At 69.4% G+C, this 20,897-nt stretch carries 17 protein-coding genes; 8 read left to right on the forward strand and 9 right to left on the reverse strand.

The window, feature by feature from the left end; all coding sequences use genetic code 11:
* Positions 1–155 precede the first annotated feature (155 nt).
* Both AB0H36_RS06560 and AB0H36_RS06565 read right to left on the reverse strand, forming a co-directional pair.
* A complete protein-coding gene (locus AB0H36_RS06560; RefSeq protein WP_360517593.1) occupies positions 156–1,106 on the reverse strand; it encodes a DivIVA domain-containing protein in 951 nt (316 codons plus the stop codon).
* Positions 1,107–1,178: 72 nt separating this feature from the next.
* On the reverse strand, positions 1,179–3,161 hold the full coding sequence (locus AB0H36_RS06565) for a kinetoplast-associated-like protein (RefSeq protein ID WP_360517596.1): 1,983 nt from the start codon (positions 3,159–3,161) through the stop codon (positions 1,179–1,181).
* A 106-nt stretch (positions 3,162–3,267) separates the two neighbouring features.
* Between AB0H36_RS06565 and AB0H36_RS06570 the strand changes: the two genes are divergently transcribed.
* From AB0H36_RS06570 to AB0H36_RS06580, 3 genes are all read left to right on the forward strand, one after another.
* Entirely contained in the window at positions 3,268–6,087 is a 2,820-nt protein-coding gene (locus AB0H36_RS06570; protein WP_360517599.1) for a hypothetical protein, read from the forward strand.
* The gene (locus AB0H36_RS06575; RefSeq protein ID WP_360517602.1) at positions 6,084–6,599 is read left to right on the forward strand and encodes a hypothetical protein; all 516 of its coding nucleotides are present in this window, start codon (positions 6,084–6,086) and stop codon (positions 6,597–6,599) included. The genes AB0H36_RS06570 and AB0H36_RS06575 overlap by 4 nt, the downstream gene beginning before the upstream one ends.
* A gap of 94 nt (positions 6,600–6,693) precedes the next feature.
* Positions 6,694–7,866, forward strand: a complete 1,173-nt coding sequence (locus AB0H36_RS06580) for a hypothetical protein (RefSeq protein WP_360517605.1) — start codon at positions 6,694–6,696, stop codon at positions 7,864–7,866.
* Between the two features lie 58 nt (positions 7,867–7,924).
* Here AB0H36_RS06580 and AB0H36_RS06585 read toward each other — a convergent pair whose 3' ends face one another.
* From AB0H36_RS06585 to AB0H36_RS06600, 4 genes are all read right to left on the reverse strand, one after another.
* Complete coding sequence (locus tag AB0H36_RS06585) at positions 7,925–10,477, reverse strand: ATP-dependent Clp protease ATP-binding subunit (RefSeq protein WP_360517608.1); 2,553 nt, start codon at positions 10,475–10,477, stop codon at positions 7,925–7,927.
* A 347-nt stretch (positions 10,478–10,824) separates the two neighbouring features.
* On the reverse strand, positions 10,825–11,154 hold the full coding sequence (locus AB0H36_RS06590) for an Lsr2 family protein (protein ID WP_360517611.1): 330 nt from the start codon (positions 11,152–11,154) through the stop codon (positions 10,825–10,827).
* Between the two features lie 289 nt (positions 11,155–11,443).
* Entirely contained in the window at positions 11,444–12,964 is a 1,521-nt protein-coding gene (gene lysS, locus AB0H36_RS06595; RefSeq protein ID WP_360517614.1) for a lysine--tRNA ligase, read from the reverse strand.
* 9 nt (positions 12,965–12,973) lie between these two features.
* On the reverse strand, positions 12,974–14,200 hold the full coding sequence (locus AB0H36_RS06600; RefSeq protein WP_360517617.1) for an MFS transporter: 1,227 nt from the start codon (positions 14,198–14,200) through the stop codon (positions 12,974–12,976).
* Between the two features lie 58 nt (positions 14,201–14,258).
* Here AB0H36_RS06600 and AB0H36_RS06605 point away from each other — a divergent pair, with 58 nt between their 5' ends.
* The 4 genes from AB0H36_RS06605 (at position 14,259) to AB0H36_RS06620 (ending at position 16,911) form a co-directional block, all read left to right on the forward strand.
* Positions 14,259–14,825: a helix-turn-helix domain-containing protein gene (locus AB0H36_RS06605; RefSeq protein ID WP_360517620.1), complete on the forward strand. Its 567-nt coding sequence runs from the start codon at positions 14,259–14,261 to the stop codon at positions 14,823–14,825.
* A gap of 74 nt (positions 14,826–14,899) precedes the next feature.
* Positions 14,900–15,358, forward strand: coding sequence for an NfeD family protein (locus AB0H36_RS06610; RefSeq protein WP_360517623.1), 459 nt, complete (start codon positions 14,900–14,902; stop codon positions 15,356–15,358).
* The gene (locus AB0H36_RS06615) at positions 15,334–16,218 is read left to right on the forward strand and encodes an SPFH domain-containing protein (protein WP_360517626.1); all 885 of its coding nucleotides are present in this window, start codon (positions 15,334–15,336) and stop codon (positions 16,216–16,218) included. Before AB0H36_RS06610 ends, AB0H36_RS06615 begins: the two co-directional genes overlap by 25 nt.
* 48 nt (positions 16,219–16,266) lie before the next feature.
* Positions 16,267–16,911 carry a DedA family protein gene (locus AB0H36_RS06620; RefSeq protein WP_360517629.1) on the forward strand — a complete coding sequence of 215 codons (645 nt, stop codon included), beginning with the start codon at positions 16,267–16,269 and terminating at the stop codon, positions 16,909–16,911.
* Here the strand turns inward: AB0H36_RS06620 and AB0H36_RS06625 are convergent.
* Positions 16,891–18,198, reverse strand: coding sequence for a hypothetical protein (locus AB0H36_RS06625; RefSeq protein WP_360517632.1), 1,308 nt, complete (start codon positions 18,196–18,198; stop codon positions 16,891–16,893). The two genes, AB0H36_RS06620 and AB0H36_RS06625, sit on opposite strands and share 21 nt — an antisense overlap.
* A gap of 135 nt (positions 18,199–18,333) precedes the next feature.
* Here AB0H36_RS06625 and AB0H36_RS06630 point away from each other — a divergent pair, with 135 nt between their 5' ends.
* On the forward strand, positions 18,334–18,903 hold the full coding sequence (locus AB0H36_RS06630) for a carboxymuconolactone decarboxylase family protein (protein ID WP_360517635.1): 570 nt from the start codon (positions 18,334–18,336) through the stop codon (positions 18,901–18,903).
* On the opposite strand, the gene AB0H36_RS06635 is transcribed toward AB0H36_RS06630, so the two are convergent.
* Positions 18,891–20,324, reverse strand: a complete 1,434-nt coding sequence (locus AB0H36_RS06635) for a multicopper oxidase family protein (protein WP_360517638.1) — start codon at positions 20,322–20,324, stop codon at positions 18,891–18,893. The two genes, AB0H36_RS06630 and AB0H36_RS06635, sit on opposite strands and share 13 nt — an antisense overlap.
* A gap of 38 nt (positions 20,325–20,362) precedes the next feature.
* Complete coding sequence (locus AB0H36_RS06640; protein ID WP_360517641.1) at positions 20,363–20,812, reverse strand: hypothetical protein; 450 nt, start codon at positions 20,810–20,812, stop codon at positions 20,363–20,365.
* Positions 20,813–20,897 lie beyond the last annotated feature (85 nt).

Below are 20,897 nucleotides of genomic sequence, written 5' to 3' on the forward strand. Positions count from 1 at the left end.
GGAGGTCTACACCAAGCGGGAGGCGTGGCATCTGCTCGCCGGCTTTTTGGCCACCCAGAAGGCCATGTTCAGTGAGTACGCCCGCAGGGCGCACGTCGGCGGTGTTGGTAGAACCGGGCGACCGGACCAGGGAACGGGCCGACCTGGCTGGTGAATCAGTTCTTCTTGCTGCCGGTGGTGGCTTGTTCGTCGTCGTCGGCCAGCAGGTCGAGCGGCATCGCCGGGCTGCCGGACAGCGTCGCCAGCATCTGGCGGACGTTGGTCAGCTGCGCGTTGATGCTGTCGCGACGCTGGGTCGCGGCGGCGAGCTCACGCTCGGACTCGGCCCGGATCCGCTCCGCCTTGTCCTTCGCGGCGGCGACGATCTCCTGAGCCTGCCGGTTCGCGTCGGCCAGCTGCTGCTGAGCCAGCCGCTCCGCCTCGGAGCGGGAGCGGTCGGCCTCGCGCTGCACCTGGGCGGCGCGGTCGGTGACGGCGGCCAGCTGCTGCTCGGCCAGCGCGGTCCGGGCGGCGAACTCCTGCTCGACCTTGCCCCGGCGCTCGGCCAGAGTGGTCTCGAAGGCGGCCGCGGCCTGGGCGGACTTGGCCCGCTCCTGCTCGTACAGCGCCTGAGCCTCGCTGCGCCGCGCGGTCGCGTCCCGCTCGGCCTCGTCGCGCATGTCGTCGGCCTGGGTGCGCGCCTCCTCCAGGATGCGGGCGGCCTCGGCGTCGACCTCGCTCTTCCAGTCCAGGGAGTACTGCTCGGCCTCCTTGCGGACCTTCTTGGCGTGCGCCTCTGCGTCGGCGACGATCGCCTCGGCGTCGGTGCGGGCCCGGGTGACCAGGTCACGGGCCTCGTCGTCGGCCAGCGACAGGATCTTGGCGACCCGCTCGCCGAACTCGGTGAAGGTGGGGGTGCGGTCCTTGCTCTCCTCCTGGGCGGAGATGACGGCCGACTCCGCGGCGTCCGTCCGGGTCTGCAGCTCCTGAACGTGGCGCTGCAGCTGCTCGGACTGCTGCTGCAGTGCGGTCAGCGAGGTGGTCAGCTCACGGATGTGCTGGTCCACCTGGGCAGGCTCGTAGCCACGCAGAACGGTGCGGAACGGGGTTGGGCTTTCACTGCTCATGTCTTCTGATGCTCACTTCGGTGGGTGGGTGGATCACACATTGTCACTGACAAGGATCTGACTGTCACGTCCTCATCCTGATTCCCCCGTGGAACCCTCACTGCGGGACATTCCATCACCTGACAGGAAGCCCGGTACAGCGAGTGCCTCGATCACACCCGAAAGCTGAGTGAGCTCCTTGGTGATCTCATCACGGCGCTGGTTCAGCGCCGCGACCCTCGCCTCGGCGTCGGCGAGAAGTTTTCGGGCCTGGGCACGGACCTCTTCGGCGTGCTCACGGGCTTGCGCCTCGATCTGCTGAGCCTCGGCGCGGGACTTGCGGATCAGGTCGTGCGACTGCCGCTGGGCGTCGGCCAGGTCGTTGGCGGCGCGCTCGCGCAGCACCTGGGTGCTGGCCTCGGCCTCCGTCTCCCGGCGGTGCGCCCGCTCGACGATCTCGCGGGCCTCGGTCTGCGCCGAGGTCTTCAGCCGGTCGGCCCGGGTCTGCGCCTGAGCAGTCACCTTCTCGGCCTCGTGCTTGGCCGCGGCAAGCGTCGACTCGGCCTGCTCGGTCGCGGTCGTCAGCGTGGTCTCGGCGAGCGTGGTGAGCTCGGCGTTCTCCCGGGCGATCGCGTCCTTGGTCTGCTTGAGCCTGCTGGTTGTCCGGCCGACCACGCGGCGCAGGTGAGCCCGCTTCTGCCGCATCAGCTCGGCCGCGTCAGCTGCGGCGTGCTCCCGGATCGACTCCGCCTCGGACTCGGCGGCGCCGATCAGGTCGTCGACCGTCTTCCTGCTCCAGATGGTCTGGTTCTCGGCCTCCGCGAGCGCGGCCTCGGCGGCCTTGTTCGCGTCCTCGACGATGCGGTGCGCTTCGGCGGTCGCCGTACGGCGGTCTGCCTCGATGCTGTCGACGACGAGTTTGGCCTGGGCCCGGGCGTCGGCCATCAGCCGCTCGTTGCCCGCCTCGGCCTCGGCCTTGCGCTCGGCGATCTCGGCGACCGCCTCGGCCCGCAGCTTGTCGATCTCGAGGGAGATGGCGGCCAGCTTGGCCCGCTCGGTCTCCTCCAGCTCGGCGGTCCGGCGTTCCAGCTCGGCCCGGTTCTCGCCGCGCAGCCGCTCGATCTCCGCGTGCGCCTCGCCGATCTCGACACGGGACTTCATGCGCGCCGCCTCGACCTCGCGCTCGACCGCTGCGCGCAGGTCGGCGGCCTCGGTCTCGGCCCGCGCGATCAGGTCGGCCTCGTTGCGCACCGCGGCCTGCGAGACCAGCGCCGCCTGCTCGCCGGCGTCCTTGACCAACTGCTGCGCCTCGCGACTGGCCCGGTCGACGGTGTGCTGCGCGGACTCCCGGGCCATCCGGGCTTCCTCGAGCAGCTCGTCGGCCTCTTCCTCCAACCGCGCCGCCTCGGCCTCGGCGGCCGCGATCCGCCGGTCGGCCGCAGCGTGCGACTCGGCCCGCAGCCGGTCGGCGGCCGCCTGGCTCTCGTTCCGCAGCTTCTCCGCCGCTGCCTCGGAGTCTGCCCGGCGCCTCGCCACCTCTTCCGCGACCGCGGCCCGAAGCTGCTCGGCTGCGGACTCCGAGTCGGCCTTCAGCCGTTCGGCGATCGCGGTCGCCTCGGACCGGACCCGGTCCGCCTCGGCGGTCGACTCGCGCTGCAGCTTCTCGGCTGCGGCGGCAGCGTCGCGCCGTACCCGGTCGGCTTCGGCGGTCGACTCGGACCGGAGGCGCTCGGCCGCGGTCTCGGCCTCGGTGCGGACCCGGTCGGCCTCGTTCTCGGCCTCGGTGCGCAGTTGTTCTGCCGCGCGCTCCGCGTCGTTGAGCAGTCGTTGTGCCGCGGTCGTCGCGTCGGTGCGCATCTTCTGCGCGGCTGACTCGGCCTCCGCCTTCAACTGCTCGCTCTCGGCGCGGACCCGGCCCGCTTCCTCGTGGGCGAGGTCGTTCTCGTACTCCGCTTGTTCCCGCAGCGTGTCGGCGATCCGCTGGGCGCGCTCGAGGACGCCACCTGCTTGCCGCACGCCAAAGGAACCGGTGTCGGCGACCGGTTCCTGGGTCAACGGCAGACGCGGTGCGTCCATGCGACGTGATGATTCCATCCCCGGCCCCCTTTCCGACAGTCCGGGTCCCATCAGCGTGGTCACAGCGTTACAACGCGGAACATGGGTGCCAGGTAACTTCTTTTTCATGCCGCTGCGCGAACTTCCCACCGAATCGAAGGCCGCGGCGGCTCTGCTCCGTACCGAAGTGATCACCCATCGGAGGACCATACGACGATCCGGACGGCACGGCGTCATGCTGGCGTGTCTCGCTGCCGGGGTGGCGTTCGCGGTCCTCGTCCCCGGTCCGGCGGGCACAGGCTGTTACCTCTGGCGGGCCTCCACCCAACCGGTCAGCGGCCGTGGCGCAGCCCTTGCCCTGCCGGTCGCGATCGTGCTCCTGGTGCTCGTGGATCGCTTGTCTGCCGACAGATTCCGGCTCCGCCGGCAGGTCCGTTCCATCGGTACGGCGGCCATCGGAGTGACCACCGTGACGGCCTGGACCGGATTCGCTGCCCAGGGCCGGCCGAGCTGTGCGACCTCACCGGCTGTGATCGGCACGATTGTCTGCGGAACGCTCGCAACAGCCGTCGCCGCGCACTGGGCGACCCGTTCGACGGCCCCCTGGACGGTCCCCGAGGAGGGCTCCGGCGAGGCGTCCGCCGAGCCGCTCAACCAGTCCGAATTGCGGGCAGTCTTCGTCCGGCTGAGCGACCAGGTCGACTCGTGGACGCCTTTTCGCTTCCAACTGTTTCCCTTCGTCACCGGCGCCCTCGCCGTCCTGCTGGTGCTCTCGACCGTGCTCCCGTGGCGCGAACTGGTCGACCCAGTCGCCCTCGGCCCGACCGCAGCCGAAGCTGGTCTAGCCCGATCTCAGCTCTGGGAGATCCCGCCCGCCCGACCGTGGGCCTTCATCGTCTGCGGATTGGCAGTGGCGACGCTGCTCTCCACCGGCCTGGTACGACGAGCAGCCGCCGTCGCCACCGGGTCAGTGGTAGTCGCAGGCCTGGTGTCCCAACTGCTGTGGCTGCCGCCGTCGTTGCCGAACGGCGTCGGCTACCGCACCGCTGTCGGCGCCTGGATCGCACTCGGCCTAGGGCTGTGCCTCTGTGCGGCGGCTGTCCTGCGTGCACACCGACGTCGACTACCCGTGCTCGCTGGTGCCGCCGCGGTAGGCGTGCTGGCCGGTCTACTGGTGCCGTCAGCGACTGAAGCGCCGTACCAACCGTCAGTCGTTGCCGGGGTCCCGCACCGGTTGCTGGACCTGCAGGGTGGCCAACTGGTCGACCGCCTCGGTATGCGCGTCTCCATCGGTACGTCGGACCCGCTGGACTCGGTGGCCTGGACACTCGACGGTTCGCCGGGCCAGTGGCTGCTGGGCCGGACCGGCTCGGAGAGCTCGACAGTCTTCGCGTACGACGACGTCGCGCTCCCCCAGGTCACGCTGAACCACGGGCCCACGCCACCCGCGCTGTGGGGCGTCACCGACAACCACGTGGTCGTGCTCGCCGGTGGTGCCCGCGGTCAGCCGTGGGCGATCCTCTCGGTGCCACTCGACCTCGTGACCGCCGACATCAGCCTGAGCCACAAGAACAAGGACGGCAGCTACTACGTCACGCCCGGCGTGGACGTCCTTGCCACCGGCATCGGTCCGGCACTCAGCCACCGCAACGCAGACAGGTCGATCGTCGTGTGGGGATCCACGACCACCTGGCAGTTCCCGGCGAACCAACTGCGCAAGGGCATCCGCCTCGCCGACTTCGTGGTCGACCCCGGCCCGGGTGCACCGGGCAACGCGGTCTCCACCGGTCCGGACGGTACGACGGCCTGGCGGACGAGCGAGACCGGGTTGGCGATGGCCCGGCCAGGTGGTGTGCCGCAGCAGCTGACCGGAGTGGCGCCGGCTGGTTGTGTGCTGAGCAGTGACGCCGCCAGCTCGTCGATGACGGTCGACGCCTTCACTGTCGATGTACGAGGCAACGTGTGGCTGGGCGGTGGTGCTCCAGCCTCGGTGATCACGCCGGACGGCGTACTGCGGAAGCTGCCCGGCGGCGCCGAGGGTGTGGACAGCATCGAGGCGCGGCCGGACGGCTCGGTCCTGTTGGGGACTTCCCCCGGTGGTGGCGATCAGGTGTTGGAGATACCTGATGCGGCCAGTGCCGCCGCGTCGTACCCGGCCGCACCTCCGCCGGACCCGCGCTGCGATCGCCGCAAGCCGGCGGACGGCACGACCACCTTCGAGGCCACTCCAGTGCCGGCTGTGCCTGTGGTGGGTGCAGCCGGTGTGAGTACGCAACTGGCGCTGGACGCGACTGGACGGCTGGTGCGGGTGCGAGTGCCGCTGGCTGCTCGCGCCTTCGCTCCTGACGGACTGGGCGGCGTGTGGTGGACGGTTGTCGACCGGCGCTCGATGGAGAGCGCCGTACACCTCGTGGGTGGTCGCACGGCGGTAGTGCGAGACCCGCAGCCGGTGCCGGGCAGCCAGAAGGGCGAGTACGCCGCAGCCGCCGGAGACCGCGTGGTGTCGGCGCTCGGCGGCGGTCTCTACAACCTCTACGGCCCCGGCGACGCGGTACGGCGGGTTCCGGTCAAAGGTGAGCTCCGTCCGAACGGGCTGGTGCAGCTCGCATCCGGCCAGGTGGCGATGGTCCTCGGCGAGCAACTCGTTCTGGTCGACAACCGACCTACCGTCCTGCTCGGCGGGTCGACATCAGGCTGGCCTGTCTCGGCAACCGGCCTACCGGCCGCACAGCTGACCGCGGACGGCACGTGGTTCACCGGCCCGGACGGCAAGCTCTGGGGGTACGACGGCTGCCACCTGGTGCGCGTGGACGCGCCAGGACACGTCACCGTGATCGCAGGACCTCGGCAAGGGGTGCCACAGGCCGCGGACCACGTGACCGTGATTGGCCAGGCGCTTTACTTCCAGCTGGGCAACGAGCTCATCCGCCTGCAGGCGGCGCGATGACCGACTTCCCGGACGAGGAGCTGCCGCGCCGACTCGACGCCGTCGAGGCCGAGCTGGCTCGCTCCGAGCACCGCTGGTTCGCTCGAGTGACTCTGCTCGCCGCGATCGCCACCGGGGTGACACTCTTCCTGCCCTGGACCTACAGCAGGCGCTACGGCCTCTCGGTCTGGCAACTGGGCATCGAAGTCCAACCGACGCTGGCATTCACCTGTCTGGCCGGCGTCATCACCTCGGTCATCGCGTTGCTTCTCAAGCCAGGCATCTGGACGCAGACTGCCACCGGCATCACCGCCGTCGTCGCGATCGTCGGTCTGGCCACGGCCTGGCAGGCCACCACCATCGACACGCTCACCGACACCTGGCCGGGACCGGGTCCCGCGTTCACCCTCACCACCTCACTCCTCTGGCTCCTCGCCGCCACCGCCGAACTGGTTGCCCAGCACAACAACCCTGATCGGCCTGCGCAGGCAGCCGTTTCCGAGGCGATCACCCGGCTGCGCCGTACCCGCTGATTCACTCGCGGGAGGGAGTGCGAACACTCTCCCGGCTGAGGCGGGGACGAGCGCTCCGGCCGGACAGTGAGAGCACTGACGGCTGGAGGAAGCGATGAGCGTGGCGGAGACGCGGGAGCGGACCAAGAGTGTGCTGCCGATGCTGGTGGCGGTGTTGTCGTTGGCCTACGCGATCGCCGGAGTGGCCTGGCTGTTGGGGGCCGGTGGGTACGCGTTCGGGCCGGTGCCGCCGGACGACGAACGGTTGTCGCTGCTGGCGCACCTGCCGGACCAGGTCGGTGCGGGGCTGATCGCCGTACTGGGTGTGCTCGGCGTTCCGGCGGCGGTCGCGCATGCGCGGACCGAGTGGAGTGCCTCGGCGTACCAGCCGCTGCTGGTCTTCACCGCGTTGCAGGTGGTGGTGTTCGGGCTGTTGGCGCCGAGTGTCACCGTCGTGGTTCTGACCGGATATCTCCTGGTGCTGCTCGGTTTGCCGGCGGGGATCGTCTGGTTGATCGTCGGTGCGTGGAGGCAGCAGGCGACACGGGTGCTGCTGATCGGTGTGGCGGCGGCCTTGGTCGTGGTGGAGCTGACCACGGGGTTGTTCAACTGGGCCGCGTTCCGCGAGCTGGCCGAGGGTCTTGCCGGGGTGCCGGCGAAGGTCGGGACCACGCCGCTGTTCGTGTCCGGTGCCTTCCTGCTGAGCGCTGGCTGGGCTGTGCTGGGCATCCGCGGGCTTCGGAGTGCGCGTGGGCGGTGTCTGCGGTGCGGCCGGCCGGGCGCGAGCTGGACACGGCCGGAGGCGGCTCGGCGGTGGGGGTTCTGGGCGACGATCGTGGCGGTGCTCTGCCCAATGCCGTACGCGCTGCTGCGGATGACGTGGCTGCTGCCGAACCCGATCGGTTTCGACGCCGACGAGCTGAACGCCGAGCCCGGGATCAAGCTGTTCGGCCTCGGACTCGGGCTGATCGCGCTGGCCGCCGGGATCGTCACGCTCGGACTGATCCGGCCCTGGGGCGAGGTGTGGCCGCGGTGGATCCCGATCGTCGCCGGCCGGCCGGTTCCGCTCAAGGCAGCCGTCGTACCGGGGGCCGTGGCCGCCACCTTGCTGCTGGTCGCCAGCGCCTCGCTGATCGGCCTGCTCTGGACCCCGGACGCCTCGACGGTCGAGAACATCCTGTACCTGCTCATCCTCCCGTTCCCGCTCTGGGGCGCCTCCCTGGCCGTCGCCACGGCCGCCTACTACTACCGCCGCCGTACCACCTGCTCGACCTGCCACCAAGGGTGACGAACGGCAGAAGGCCCCCGCGCGGTCTGCGCGGGGGCCTTCTGTGGGTTGGTGCGGGTTACGTGTCCTGCAGGCCCGTGGAACCGGAACCCGAACCGCCGGCCGTCAGGTCGGTCAGCTCCAGGTCGGGCGTGGTGGACTTCTGGTTGCCGACGAAGGTGAAGTACTCCGCCAGGCCGTCCTCGTTCACCGTGCCCTCGGGAGCGACGTCGACCAGGACGATCTGGCCGGGCCGCAGCTCGCCGAACAGGATCTTCTCGGCCAGCACGTCCTCCACGTCGCGCTGCAGTGCGCGGCGCAGCGGGCGGGCGCCCAGGACCGGGTCGAAGCCCCGCTTGGCGACCAGTTCCTTGGCCGCCGGGGTGAGCTCGATGCCCATGTCCTTGTCCTTCAGCCGCTCCTCCACCTGCGCGACCATCAGGTCGACGATCTTCACGATCTCGTCCATGCCGTGCTGGTGGAAGACGACGATCTCGTCGACGCGGTTCAGGAACTCCGGCCGGAAGTGCTGCTTGAGCTCCTCGGTGACCTTCGCCTTCATCTTCTCGTACGAGCCGCCGGTGTCGCTCGCCTGGGAGAAGCCCAGGGAAACCGCCTTGGCGATGTCCTTGGTGCCCAGGTTCGTGGTCATGATGATCACGGTGTTCTTGAAGTCGACCACGCGGCCCTGGGCGTCGGTCAGGCGACCCTCGTCCAGGATCTGCAGCAGCGAGTTGAAGATGTCCGGGTGGGCCTTCTCGACCTCGTCGAACAGCACCACGCTGAACGGCTTGCGGCGCACCTTCTCGGTCAGCTGGCCACCCTCTTCGTAGCCGACGTAACCAGGCGGCGAACCGAACAGCCGGGACGCGGTGTGCTTCTCGGAGTACTCCGACATGTCGAGGCTGATCAGCGCGTTCTCGTCGCCGAACAGGAACTCGGTCAGCGCCTTCGACAGCTCGGTCTTACCGACACCGGACGGGCCGGCGAAGATGAACGAGCCGCTCGGGCGGCGCGGGTCCTTCAGGCCGGCGCGGGTACGCCGGATCGAGCGCGACAGTGCCCTGACCGCGTCCTCCTGGCCGATGTACCGCTTGGCCAGTTCCTTCTCCATGTCGAGCAGCCGGGACGACTCCTCCTCGGTCAGCTTGAAGACGGGGATGCCGGTCGCGGTGCTCAGCACCTCGGCGATCAGCTCCTCGTCCACCTCGGCGACGACGTCCATGTCGCCGGCCTTCCACTGCTTCTCCCGCTCCGACTTGGCGTTGATCAGCTTCTTCTCGTCGTCGCGGAGGCTCGCGGCACGCTCGAAGTCCTGCGCGTCGATCGCCGACTCCTTCTCCCGGCGCACGTTCGCGATCTTCTCGTCGAACTCGCGCAGGTCCGGCGGAGCCGTCATCCGGCGGATCCGCAACCGGGCGCCGGCCTCGTCGATCAGGTCGATCGCCTTGTCCGGCAGGAAACGGTCGGAGATGTAGCGGTCGGCCAGCTGCGCGGCCTGCACCAGCGCCGGGTCGGTGATCGTGACCCGGTGGTGCGCCTCGTACCGGTCCCGGAGGCCCTTGAGGATCTCGATCGTGTGCGCGATCGAGGGCTCGGCCACCTGGATCGGCTGGAACCGGCGCTCCAGCGCGGCGTCCTTCTCGACGTACTTGCGGTACTCGTCGAGGGTGGTCGCGCCGATGGTCTGCAGCTCACCGCGGGCCAGCATCGGCTTCAGGATGCTCGCGGCGTCGATCGCGCCCTCGGCCGCGCCGGCCCCGACGAGGGTGTGGATCTCGTCGATGAACAGCACGATGTCGCCGCGGGTGCGGATCTCCTTGAGCACCTTCTTCAGGCGTTCCTCGAAGTCGCCGCGGTAGCGCGAGCCGGCCACCAGGGCGCCCAGGTCGAGGGAGTAGATCTGCTTGTCCTTCAGCGTCTCCGGGACGTCACCGCGGACGATCTGCTGGGCCAGACCCTCCACGATCGCGGTCTTGCCGACGCCCGGCTCACCGATCAGGACGGGGTTGTTCTTGGTACGGCGGGACAGCACCTGCATGACCCGCTCGATCTCGGTCTCGCGCCCGATCACCGGGTCGAGCTTCGATTCGCGGGCGGACTGGGTGTAGTTCCGGCCGAACTGGTCGAGCACCAGGGAGCTGCTGGGAGCACCTTCGGTGGCCCCGGCTCCGGCCGACGCCGTCTCCTTGCCCTGGTACCCGCTCAGCAGCTGGATGACCTGCTGCCGGACCTTGTTCAGGTCCGCGCCGAGCTTGACCAGGACCTGCGCGGCGACACCCTCACCCTCGCGGATGAGGCCGAGCAGGATGTGCTCGGTGCCGATGTAGTTGTGGCCCAACTGCAGGGCCTCGCGCAGGGAGAGCTCCAGCACCTTCTTGGCGCGTGGGGTGAACGGGATGTGCCCGCTCGGTGCCTGCTGCCCCTGGCCGATGATCTCCTCGACCTGGGAGCGGACGGCCTCGAGCGAGATACCCAGGCTCTCGAGAGCCTTGGCGGCGACACCCTCACCCTCGTGGATCAGGCCGAGCAGGATGTGCTCGGTCCCGATGTAGTTGTGGCTGAGCATCCTGGCCTCTTCCTGAGCCAGGACGACTACCCGACGGGCGCGGTCCGTAAATCGTTCAAACATCGCCAAAGCGCTCCTTGCCTCAGAGGAGTCGGACGTGCCGTGTAGGCCGACCCCCGTACATGCATGCTAGTCCCCGGTGCCGACAGGCTCGCTGTGGGCGAACAAATGCTCACGGCTCGACCGGCGGCCAGGGAGGCATCACAAGGGAACAACCGCAGGGATCTCCAGGGTGTTCCCGCCCGGCCCGGATCGGCGAGCATGTTCGCCACCAGCGAATTTCTCGAGCTGCTGCCGAGTCAGTCACCCACCGCCGAGTCGCACGCACCTGACTGTCCACACTGTGAAACAACCGGAATGCGGACGGTCCCGACCCCCTCGCGGGGCCGGGACCGGCAGTCCGAGCGGAATTACTTGGCTTCGTTGTACGCCGCGCGCACCTCGGCGGAGATCCGGCCCCGCTCGCTCACGTCGTAGCCGTTCTCCTTGGCCCAGGCCCGGATGTCCGCGGAGTCCGACGCCGACCGGCCACGGCCGCGCCCTCGGCCCGCGGCGCCGCGCCGACCGGACACCCGGCGCCCCGCGCCGACGTAGCCGGAGAGGGCGTCGCGCAGTTTGGCGGCGTTCTTCTTGGACAGATCGATCTCGTACGTCGTCCCGTCCAGCCCAAAGGTCACGGTCTCGTCGGCCTTACCGCCGTCGAGATCGTCCTCGAGAACTACCTGCACCCTTTGCGCCATCGATGACAGTCCTTTCCGCGCCCGTCACCGGGCCGCAATCCCCCTGCCGTTTTGTTTGCACCTGATTTGTACCGCACCAACCGGGTTCGTGTCATTCACCCTCCACAATATGCAGGAAAGCTGTGACTAAACCCTCCGGATGACGAGGGGGTCCGAGCGACACTGTGCAGCCGTGGTGACCTTGAGTATTCACAGTCCCTGAAACCGGCTGGACCAGAATAATTCGACCCCGGGATTCAAAGTGACAGTCCGTTGTGCTATGCAACGATCCTGCGACCGAATCGGGGAATCACTCCGGGCGGAGCAACGGGAAGAGAATCGTCTCCCGGATACCGACCCCGGTGAACAACATGACCAGCCGGTCCAGGCCCATCCCCATACCACCGGCCGGCGGCATCCCGAACTCCATCGCGCGCAGGAAGTCCTCGTCCAGCTCCATCGCCTCGGGGTCGCCGGCCGCGGCCAGCAACGACTGCTCCACCAGGCGTTCGCGCTGGATCACCGGGTCGTTGAGCTCGGAGTAGGCCACCCCCAGCTCGACCCCGTTGATGATCAGGTCCCAGGCCTCGACCAGCCCCGGAATTTCGCGGTGCGGCTTCGACAACGGGCGCACCGACTCCGGATAGTCGCGCACATAGGTGGGCTGGATCAGGGTGTGCTCGACCAGCTTCTCGTACAACTCCAGCGCGATCTCACCGGCATTCCAGCCCGGCTGCAGCTCGACCTCGTGCTGCTCGGCGAGCTTGGTCAGCGTGGCCACGTCGGTGGTCTGGTCGACCGGCGTGCCGACCGCTTCGGAGACCAGCCCGAAAAGTGTCGCGTGCCGGAACGGCTGGTCCAGGTCGATGGTCGAACCGTCGCGCGCAGTGATCACGCTACGACCGATCGCCCGGGCCGCGTTCCGGATCAGCTCCTCGGTGAGTTCGGCCATCGAGTCGTAATCGCCGTACGCCTGATAGGCCTCGATCATCGAGAATTCCGCCGCGTGGGTCGAGTCCAGGCCCTCGTTGCGGAACGTGCGGCCGATCTCGAAGACCCGGTCGACACCGCCGATCATGGCCCGCTTCAGGTCCAGCTCGAGCGCGATCCGGAGCTTCATCTCCTGGTCGAACGCGTTCAGGTGGGTGCTGAACGGGCGCGCCGCGGCGCCGCCGTTGGTCAGCTGCAGCACCGGCGTCTCGACCTCGAGGAAGGCGCGCGAGTCGAAGGTCTGGCGCAGCGACTTCAGCACGGCGGCCTTGGCCCGGACCATCTCCCGGGCCTCGGCGCGGACGATCAGGTCGACGTAGCGGAGCCGGACCCGGGCCTCCTCGTTCAGCGGCCTGTGCTCGTTCGGGAGCGGGCGCAGCGTCTTGGCGGCCATCTGCCAGCCGGTCGCCTGCACGGACAGCTCACCGCGACGGCTGGTGATCACCTCGCCCTGGACGGCCAGCAGGTCGCCGATGTCGACCAGCGCCTTGAACCGGGCCAGCTCCTCCTCGCCGAGGTCGGCCAGCGACAGCATCACCTGGAGCTCGGTCCCGTCGCCCTCGCGGAGCCGGACGAAGCACAGCTTGCCGGTGTTGCGCAGGAAGATCACCCGGCCGGCCACGGCGACCTGCTCGCCGGTCCGGGTGTCGGGCTCGAGCTCCTGGGCGTCGTACTTGGCCCGGAGGTCCTTCAGCAGGTGCGTGCGCGGCACCGCGATCGGGTACGGCGACACTCCCTCCGCCAGCAGGCGGTCACGCTTCTCCCGGCGAACCCGCATCTGCTCGGGCAGGTCGTCCTGCCCGCTGTCGGGGTTCACCGGGTTCACGTGTGCGTCAGTCATGGCTCAAGGCTAGTGAGTGAGCACCTTTTCGACCGAATCGATTGTTTCCGGGGTCTTGACACGCAGCACCAGTACGGCGGCCAGGACCGCGGCGACCGCACACGCGGCGCCACAGGCCACGAAGGTCATCCGGGTGCCGAGCAGAGCGCCCAGGAAGCCGCCCAACAGGAGCGCGAACAGGCTGCAGGCCCTGGCTGTCCCGTTGAGCGCTGCCACAACCCGGCCCCGGACACTCTCAGCCGAGCGGGTCATTATCAGCGTGCCCACCGCCGCGTTGAGCACACCGCTACCGAAGCCGACAGTGACCGACCCGATCAGCAGCGTGACCACTCCGCTCGCCAGCCCCATCAGTGCGCACCCGATCCCGATAGCGGCCATCCCACTGAGCACGGCCCGGGACCTGGCCGCCGTACTGACCAGCCGTCCGGTGAGCCAGGCGCCCACGATCGCCCCGGCACCCTGCACGGCCACCACCCAGCCGTAGCCGGCCGCATTCAGCTTCAGCTCGTCGGTGACCAGGAAGACCTCGACCACGTTGACCGCCTCGCCCGCCAGGATGAACACCCACAGGCACGGCACCAGGATCCGCAGCAGCGAGTCTCCGAAGATGCTCCGGAGCCCGGCCGACAGAGCACCTGACTCACGTACGGCGCCCGCCTCAGGACGACGGCGTGTCGCGACCAGGCGAGCGACCACTGCAAGCACGAGGAAGGTCGTGGCGTCCACCAGCAGCGCGCCCCGGTCACCGGACCACGCCACGAGTACGCCGCCCACCGCCGACCCGGCCAGCGTCGCGACCCCGATCAGGGCCTGGCTCGTCCCGGTCGTGCGGCCGACGAGTTCCTCGCCGACGATCCGTGGGATCAGGGCGCCCCAGGCCGGCCCGGCGACCGCCGTACCCAACTGAAGGACACAGACCAGCGCGAGCGTCTCGGCCATGCCGTGACTGAAGGCCAGCCCGATCCCGGCGGCTGCCTGCAACAACGAGGACGCGACCAGCACGGCCCGGGAGTCGTAGCTGTCCACGATCCGCCCGGCGAACGGGATCATCACCACCGTCGGTACGGCGAACGCCAGCAGCAGCGCGGTCATCGCACCGGGGCCGCCGTACTCCGAAACCCGCAGCATCAGGGCGATCAGGGCGATCGAGTCGCCCGCGTAGGAGAGCGCGCGAGCCGGCAGCACCAGCCGGATGTCGGGGTACGACCAGATCGAAGTCTGAAGTGATTGCTTCACAACTGTGAAGTTAATGCTTCAGATATCCCGCCGTCAAGGGATTCGCTACGCTGACGCCGTGGCCAAGAAGAAGCGCGTGGTGATCTCCGACCCGCGGGCGATCCGCGCCCTGGCGCACCCGGCCCGGCAGCGGGTGATCGACGAGCTCTTCAACGGCCGGGTGCTGACCGCGACCGAGTGCGCGGAGCTGGCCGGGCTCACGCCGTCCGCGATGAGCTACCACCTGCGCGCGCTGGAGCGGTGGGGCATCGTCGAGCGGGCCGAGGAGTCGGCCGACGGGCGGGAGCGGCCGTGGCGGGCGGCGGCCGGCAGCCTGTCGATCGAGTCGCAGTCGAGCGAGGCCGGCCGGCTGGCGAGCCAGACGGTCATGCGGTCGGCCGTGGACCGGCTGATCGAGCAGTTCGAGGAGATGTCCGGCGACGACCCGTGGGACGACGTCAGCTCGCTTATCCGGTCCCGGCTATGGCTCACTCACGACGAGGCGCGGCGGTTCGGCCAGGAGCTGAGCGACCTGGTCGACCGCTACAAGAAGGGCCGGACGCCGGCCACCCACCCGGCCGGCGCGCGCCAGGTCGGCACGCTGCTGGCCGTCGTACCGACGGGGAAGCCGCCACAAGAAAGCTGAACCGTTAGGTCAACTTCGGCGGATCCCGCGGTACCTTCGGAAGAGAGGCCCTTTTCCGCCGCCGGGTGGTCGCCATGCAGTCCTGGTTCCTGTGGTTGATCCTCGCCGCCGTCCTCGGCACGGCCGAGTTGATGACGGCGACCCTCGATCTGCTCCTGCTCGCCGTCGCCGCGCTGGCCGCGGCCGGGGTGGCCGGCCTGGGGCTCGGGATCGGGTTGCAGCTGCTCGCCTTCGCCGTCACCGCCGCAGCGATGATCACGCTGGTCCGGCCGGTGGCCCGCCGGCACCTGATGTCGCACCCGCAGCTGCGGTCCGGGGTGGCCGCGCTGGTCGGGCGCGAGGCCGTGGTGCTGCGCGAGGTCGGCCGGGAGCCGGGCCGGGTCCGGATCGGCGGCGAGGAGTGGAGCGCGCGGTCCTACGACCCCGACCTCGTCATCCCCGAGGGCACAACCGTGGACGTCTTCGCCATCGAAGGGGCCACCGCCCTCGTCCATCCCCGGGAGGATCCATGGCCGAACTCATCTTCGGGCTGATCGTCGCGCTGCTCGCCGTCGTGCTGGTGCTCCGGACGGTCCGGATCGTGCCGCAGGCACGGGCCAGCAACGTCGAGCGGCTCGGCCGGTACCTGCGCACCCTCGAGCCCGGCCTGAACATCGTCATCCCGTTCATCGACCGGCCGCGGCAGCTGATCGACCTGCGCGAGCAGGTGGTCTCGTTCGAGCCGCGCTCGGTGATCACCGAGGACAACCTGGTCGTGCACATCGACACCGTGCTGTACTGCCAGGTCACCGACCCGCGGGCGGCGGCGTACGAGATCGCCAACTACATCCAGGCGATCGAGCAGCTGACCGTGACCACGCTGCGGAACGTGATCGGCAGCCTGGACCTGGAGAAGGTGCTGACGTCGCGCGAGCACATCAACTCCACCCTGCGCGGGGTGCTGGACGAGGCGTCCGGCAAGTGGGGCATTCGAGTGAACCGGGTCGAGCTGAAGGGCATCGAGCCGCCGCCGTCGATCAAGGAGTCGATGGAGAAGCAGATGCGGGCCGAGCGCGAGAAGCGGGCCGCGATCCTGGCCGCGGAGGGCCAGCGGCAGTCCCGGATCCTGACCGCGGAGGGCGACCGGCAGGCGGCGATCCTGCGGGCCGAGGGCCAGGCGAAGGCGATCGACACCGTGTTCGAGGCGATCCACCGCAACGACCCGGACCCGAAGCTGCTCGCCTACCAGTACCTGCAGATGCTGCCCGAGCTCGCCAAGGGCCCCGGCAACACCTTCTGGGTGATCCCGTCCGAGGTCACCGCCGCCCTGCAGAACGTGACCAAGGCCTTCAACGGCACGACGACGACCCCCGAGGTCAGCAACGGCAAGAACCCTGAAATCACCCCGGAATGATGCCCTGAGCACCAAAAGCAGTTGTCCCGGGGTGCCACCATGGAGGGCATGGGGGAACTCGGGCTTGCCGTTGGTGGGATGGCGATCGCCGCTTATCTGGTCGTGGGGCTGGTCATCGGGGTCGAGAGCATGGGGGTGCCGTTACCGGGTGAGACCACGCTGATCGCGGCGGCGCTGCTGGCCTCCCAGGGTCACCTGCGCCTCGAGTTCGTGATCGGCGCGGCCGCCGCCGGGGCGATCATCGGCGACTCGGTCGGCTACTACATCGGCCGCAAGGCCGGCCGCGGCCTGTTCGAGCGGCTGGGCCGGCGGTTCCACCACTTCTCCGAGGACCGCATCGAACGGGCCGAGAAGTACTTCGAGCGGTACGGCGTCTGGACCGTCTTCTTCGGCCGGTTCGTCGCGCTGCTGCGGATCTTCGCCGGCCCGATGGCCGGGATGCTGCGGATGCCCTACCCGCGGTTCCTGGCCGCGAACGCCGGCGGCGGGATCGCCTGGGCGACCACGATCGGGATCGTCGCGTACAACATCGGCGACAACGCGGACAGGATCTTCGGCCAGCTGTCGATCTGGGCCCTGGTCGTCCTGGTGCTGGCCGGTGTCGCGGCGTACACCTACTACAAGCTGCGCCGCCGGCAGGCACCCGAGCTGGAGCCGGAGCTGGAGCCGGAGTCAGCGGACGTTCAGGGCTAGCGGCGGCGTGATGGTCCCGCCCATCGGCCGCCCGAACATCATCGCCCCGGGGATCACGAAGCGGTACGAGAACGAGCCCGCCTGGGACGCCTTGAACAGCAGCGAGGCCTGGCCCTTGCGCATCGCCACCGCCTTCAGGTTCACCCACCGGCGGGTCTGCCGGTTCCAGGACTGCAGGACCACGGTCGTGTTCATCGACGGCGTGACCGTGGTGTAGACCAGCACGTTGTCGCCGCGCCGCTTCGCCGGACCGCCGACGAACCCGGCCGTCGCGACCCGGACCACGCTCTTGGTGTACATCGGCCGGTCGTTCGACGGACCCGTCAGCACGCCGACGCGGGTGTAGCCCGGCACGGTGATCTTGTACGGCCGGCTCGGCCCGTTGACCATCGGGATGTCGTAGTGCCCGCCGGCCGTCGTCGAGCCGCGGGCTGCCGGGGTCCACCGGGCCCCTGGAGTGACCTGGGTCAGCACCTCGACCGGCACGCCGGCCGGAGTGGCCCGTCGCTGGACGCACGGCGCCTCGGCCGGGCAGACGGTCTCCTGCAGGATGACGCGACCGCGGACGTGCACCTGCACGCTGTACTGGGCCAGCGCCGGCACCACTCCGTTGATCGAGCTGGTCAGGCCCAGCACCTCGCCACCGAGCCGGGTGCTCCATTCGTTCTGCGCCTGGAGCTGGAACAGGTACGGCGGCTTGATGCTCTTGATCAACTGCCGCGTCGACGTCGTCCCCGGGCCGATCGGACGCATCAGCTCGCCCGGCCGCCCGATCATCGGCACGTACCGCTGGGTCTTCGGGCCCTTCACGTCCAGCGGGTCGTTCGGGGTGAAGTCCTGCGGCGCCGCAGGCACCGTCCACGTCATCAGCACGCCCCGGCCGATCGGGGTCGCGCTGGCCGCACCAGGGCGAACCGGGCCGTCGGTGTCGAACACCTCCGAGCGCGCGAGCTTGCTGGTCACCCCGCCCTGCGACGTCCCGGTGGCCACCGCCACCCGGTAGTTGCCGTCCGTCGGGAAGACCGAGGTCGGGATGTCGAAGGTGTTCGGGTCGCCGGCCGGGATGTACTTCACGTACGACGGGCTGCTGCTGAGCACACCCTCGATGGTGATCCGGTTCGGCGCGTTGTTGTCCTTCCAGCTCACCTGGACCGCGGTCCGGCCGTCACCGGCCCAGGCCACCGCGACGTCGGTCGGCATCGGATCCGACTGACAGGCAGTCAACGCCGTGGCGCCGAGCAGCGCCACCAGCATCACGGCGAGGGCACGCCCGTACGTCCGCCGCACCCCGACCACCTCGATTCAGCTGCCTCACAACCGACCCGGGTGAACCATACCCAGTACCCGGTACCCATCCCGCAGCGCCGTTGCCGGATCGGTATGCCGCCTTTACCGTGAGAGTGCCACGGAGGGGGAACCGGCATGGCATACATCGACTCGCCGTCGGATCAGGGTTTCTTCGACAGTAACCGGGCACCGGCGGGACACGTACCGAACTTCGTCAAGACCTTCGCCGCCCGGCCCGCGGTGTACGACGCCTGGAAGCAGCTCACCGGGGCGATCAAGGCGTCCATGGACCAGCGCCGCTACGAACTGGTCACGCTGGCCGTGGCGACCGCGCTGAAATCGAGCTACTGCAGCCTCGCGCACGGCCAGATCCTGGCCGACAAGTTCTACACGTCCGAGGAGGTCGCCGCGCTGGTCGGGGAGCCGGCTCTCGACCCGGTCGACCGCGCGGTGATGGCGTTCGGCCGCAAGGTCGCGTTGGCCGCCGACACCGTCACCCAGGAAGACGTGGACGAGCTGAGGTCGGTCGGCCTGAGCGACGCCGATGTCCTCGACGTCACGGTCGCCGCGGCCGCCCGGTGCTTCTTCTCCAAGACCCTGGAGGCGACCGGCACCCCGCCGGACGCCGCCTTCAACACCCTGCCGGAGGCGCTCCGCAAGGCGCTCACCGTCGGCCGCCCGATCGAGCAGGCTCACTCAGGCTGATTGCTCGCCGCGCCGCCGAGGCGGAACTTGGTCGTCACGCCGCTGTACATCAGGTGCGTGACCAGGCCCTGCGCCGCGTGCGGCAGGTTGTGGCAGTGATCCATCCAGATCCCCGGATTGTCCGCGACGAACGCCACCTCGTAGGACTCGTTGTCCTCGACGTTCAGCGAGTCGGTCCACCATGGGCTGCCGGTTGCGGCCACCCCGTCCCGGCTCAGGACGACCACGTGGTGGCCGTGCAGGTGCATCGGGTGGACCTGGCCAGAATTGTTCTTGATCGTCATCCGGACCACGTCGCCCTCCGTCACCATGAACATCGGCACATCCGGGAACTGGTGCCCGTTGATCGTCCACCACAGCCCCGGGCGGCCGTCCAGGAACCCGGGCCGACGGCCGATGTCGTAGCGGAACACCCGGGTCGCCTTGGCCGGGTCGAAGCTCAACTGGCCCGGCTTGCCGTAGGACAACAGGTCGACCCGTTCCCGTGGCTCGGCGCCCGCCGGGGCGTCACCCGCACCGACCACCAGTGATGTCGGCCCACCACCGAGCCCGATCCGGATCGCCGAACCCTGCGGCATCGTCACCAGCAGGTCGACCCGGCCGCCCGCGGTGACGAGCACGGACTTGTTGCTCACCTCTGGAGGCGCGTTCACCTCGGTCCCGTCAACCGCCACCACCCGGTACGGCGCTCCGTCGACCCAGGCTGCCCAGGGTCCGTTGTCGGTGTTGATCAGGCGGACCCGGACCGTCGATCCAGGAGCAGCGACCCGGCGTTCGCCGTACCCGCCGTTGACGGTGCGGATCTTGTCGTACGTGTGCACCGCGGCGACTACGTCGGCGGCGGTCGGTTCGACGATCAGCACGCCCCACAGGCCCTTCTTCACCTGCTCGTGGGAGACCTGGTGGGAGTGGTACCAGTACGTGCCGACGTCCTTGGCGACGAACCGGTACACGTGCGACTGCCCCTGCTGCACCGCGTCCTGCGTGACCCCGGCGACACCGTCCTCGGCCGCCGGTACGTCGACGCCATGCCAGTGCAGCGTGATTCCGTCGGGCACGGACTCGTTCTGCAGCGTCACCTGGATCAGATCGCCTTGTTTCGCGACGATCTCAGGACCCGGGGACGTGTGGTTCAGCGTGATCCCGTCCATCGGGCCGCGGCCGGGGATGTCGAACCGCTCCTGGCGCGCGACGAGGTCCACGACCACGTCGGCCGGACCGGTCGGTCCTTTGAGCGTGCTGACGTCCTGGCCGTGGTGCGCGTGCGTCGCCGGCCCACCGCCGTAGTCGGCGAACCCCATCTCCATCGGGGACAGGTCGCCGGGCACCAGGCTGCGCTGCCAGAACCACGCGATCGGCGCCAGCACGACGATCGTCGCCAGCACCGCGATCGCAGTACGGCGACGTGGCCGCCAGGCCATCAGCCCGCGGCCACGCGCAAGTCAGTTGCTGACGGCATCTACCTGGTCGCCTCGGTGGTCTCGGCCGGCGCCTCCGCCGCGGCGGCCGGTGCACTGGCGGCCCTCCGGGCGGCCACAGCCGCGGCCCACAGCAGCGCGAACGCGTTCAGACCGTGCAGCGCTCCGATAGCGGGCGCGCTGAAGAAGGCCAGGAACGCCAGCGCGATTTGCAACGCGACCAGGCCGACCACGATCAGGGCCCACTTGACGCCGCCGGCCACGCGCGCGAAGAAGGACACGATCAGCAACAGCAGCGCGAGCGCCGGAATGACCATCATCCCGATCAGGCCGTGCATGCTCTGGCCGAAGTTGAACTCGGTGTTCTTGTCGATGACGGCGCCGTCGTCCAGGTCCTTGATGGCCGTGAACCAACCGAGTGCGACCGACATCGCCTGGACCACCACGCCGATCGCGATCAGACCGGCCAAGACACGATAAACAGACTTCATGCTTTCCCCCCACCCCGGAAGTCGTTCACCTCATAGTGATCCAGGCCATACCTTCACACAAGGGGGTTCTGCCCGATGGGGCAAT

The sequence above is a fragment of the Kribbella sp. NPDC050820 genome, assembly GCF_040653975.1.
In the GTDB taxonomy this organism is placed as follows: Bacteria; Actinomycetota; Actinomycetes; order Propionibacteriales; family Kribbellaceae; genus Kribbella.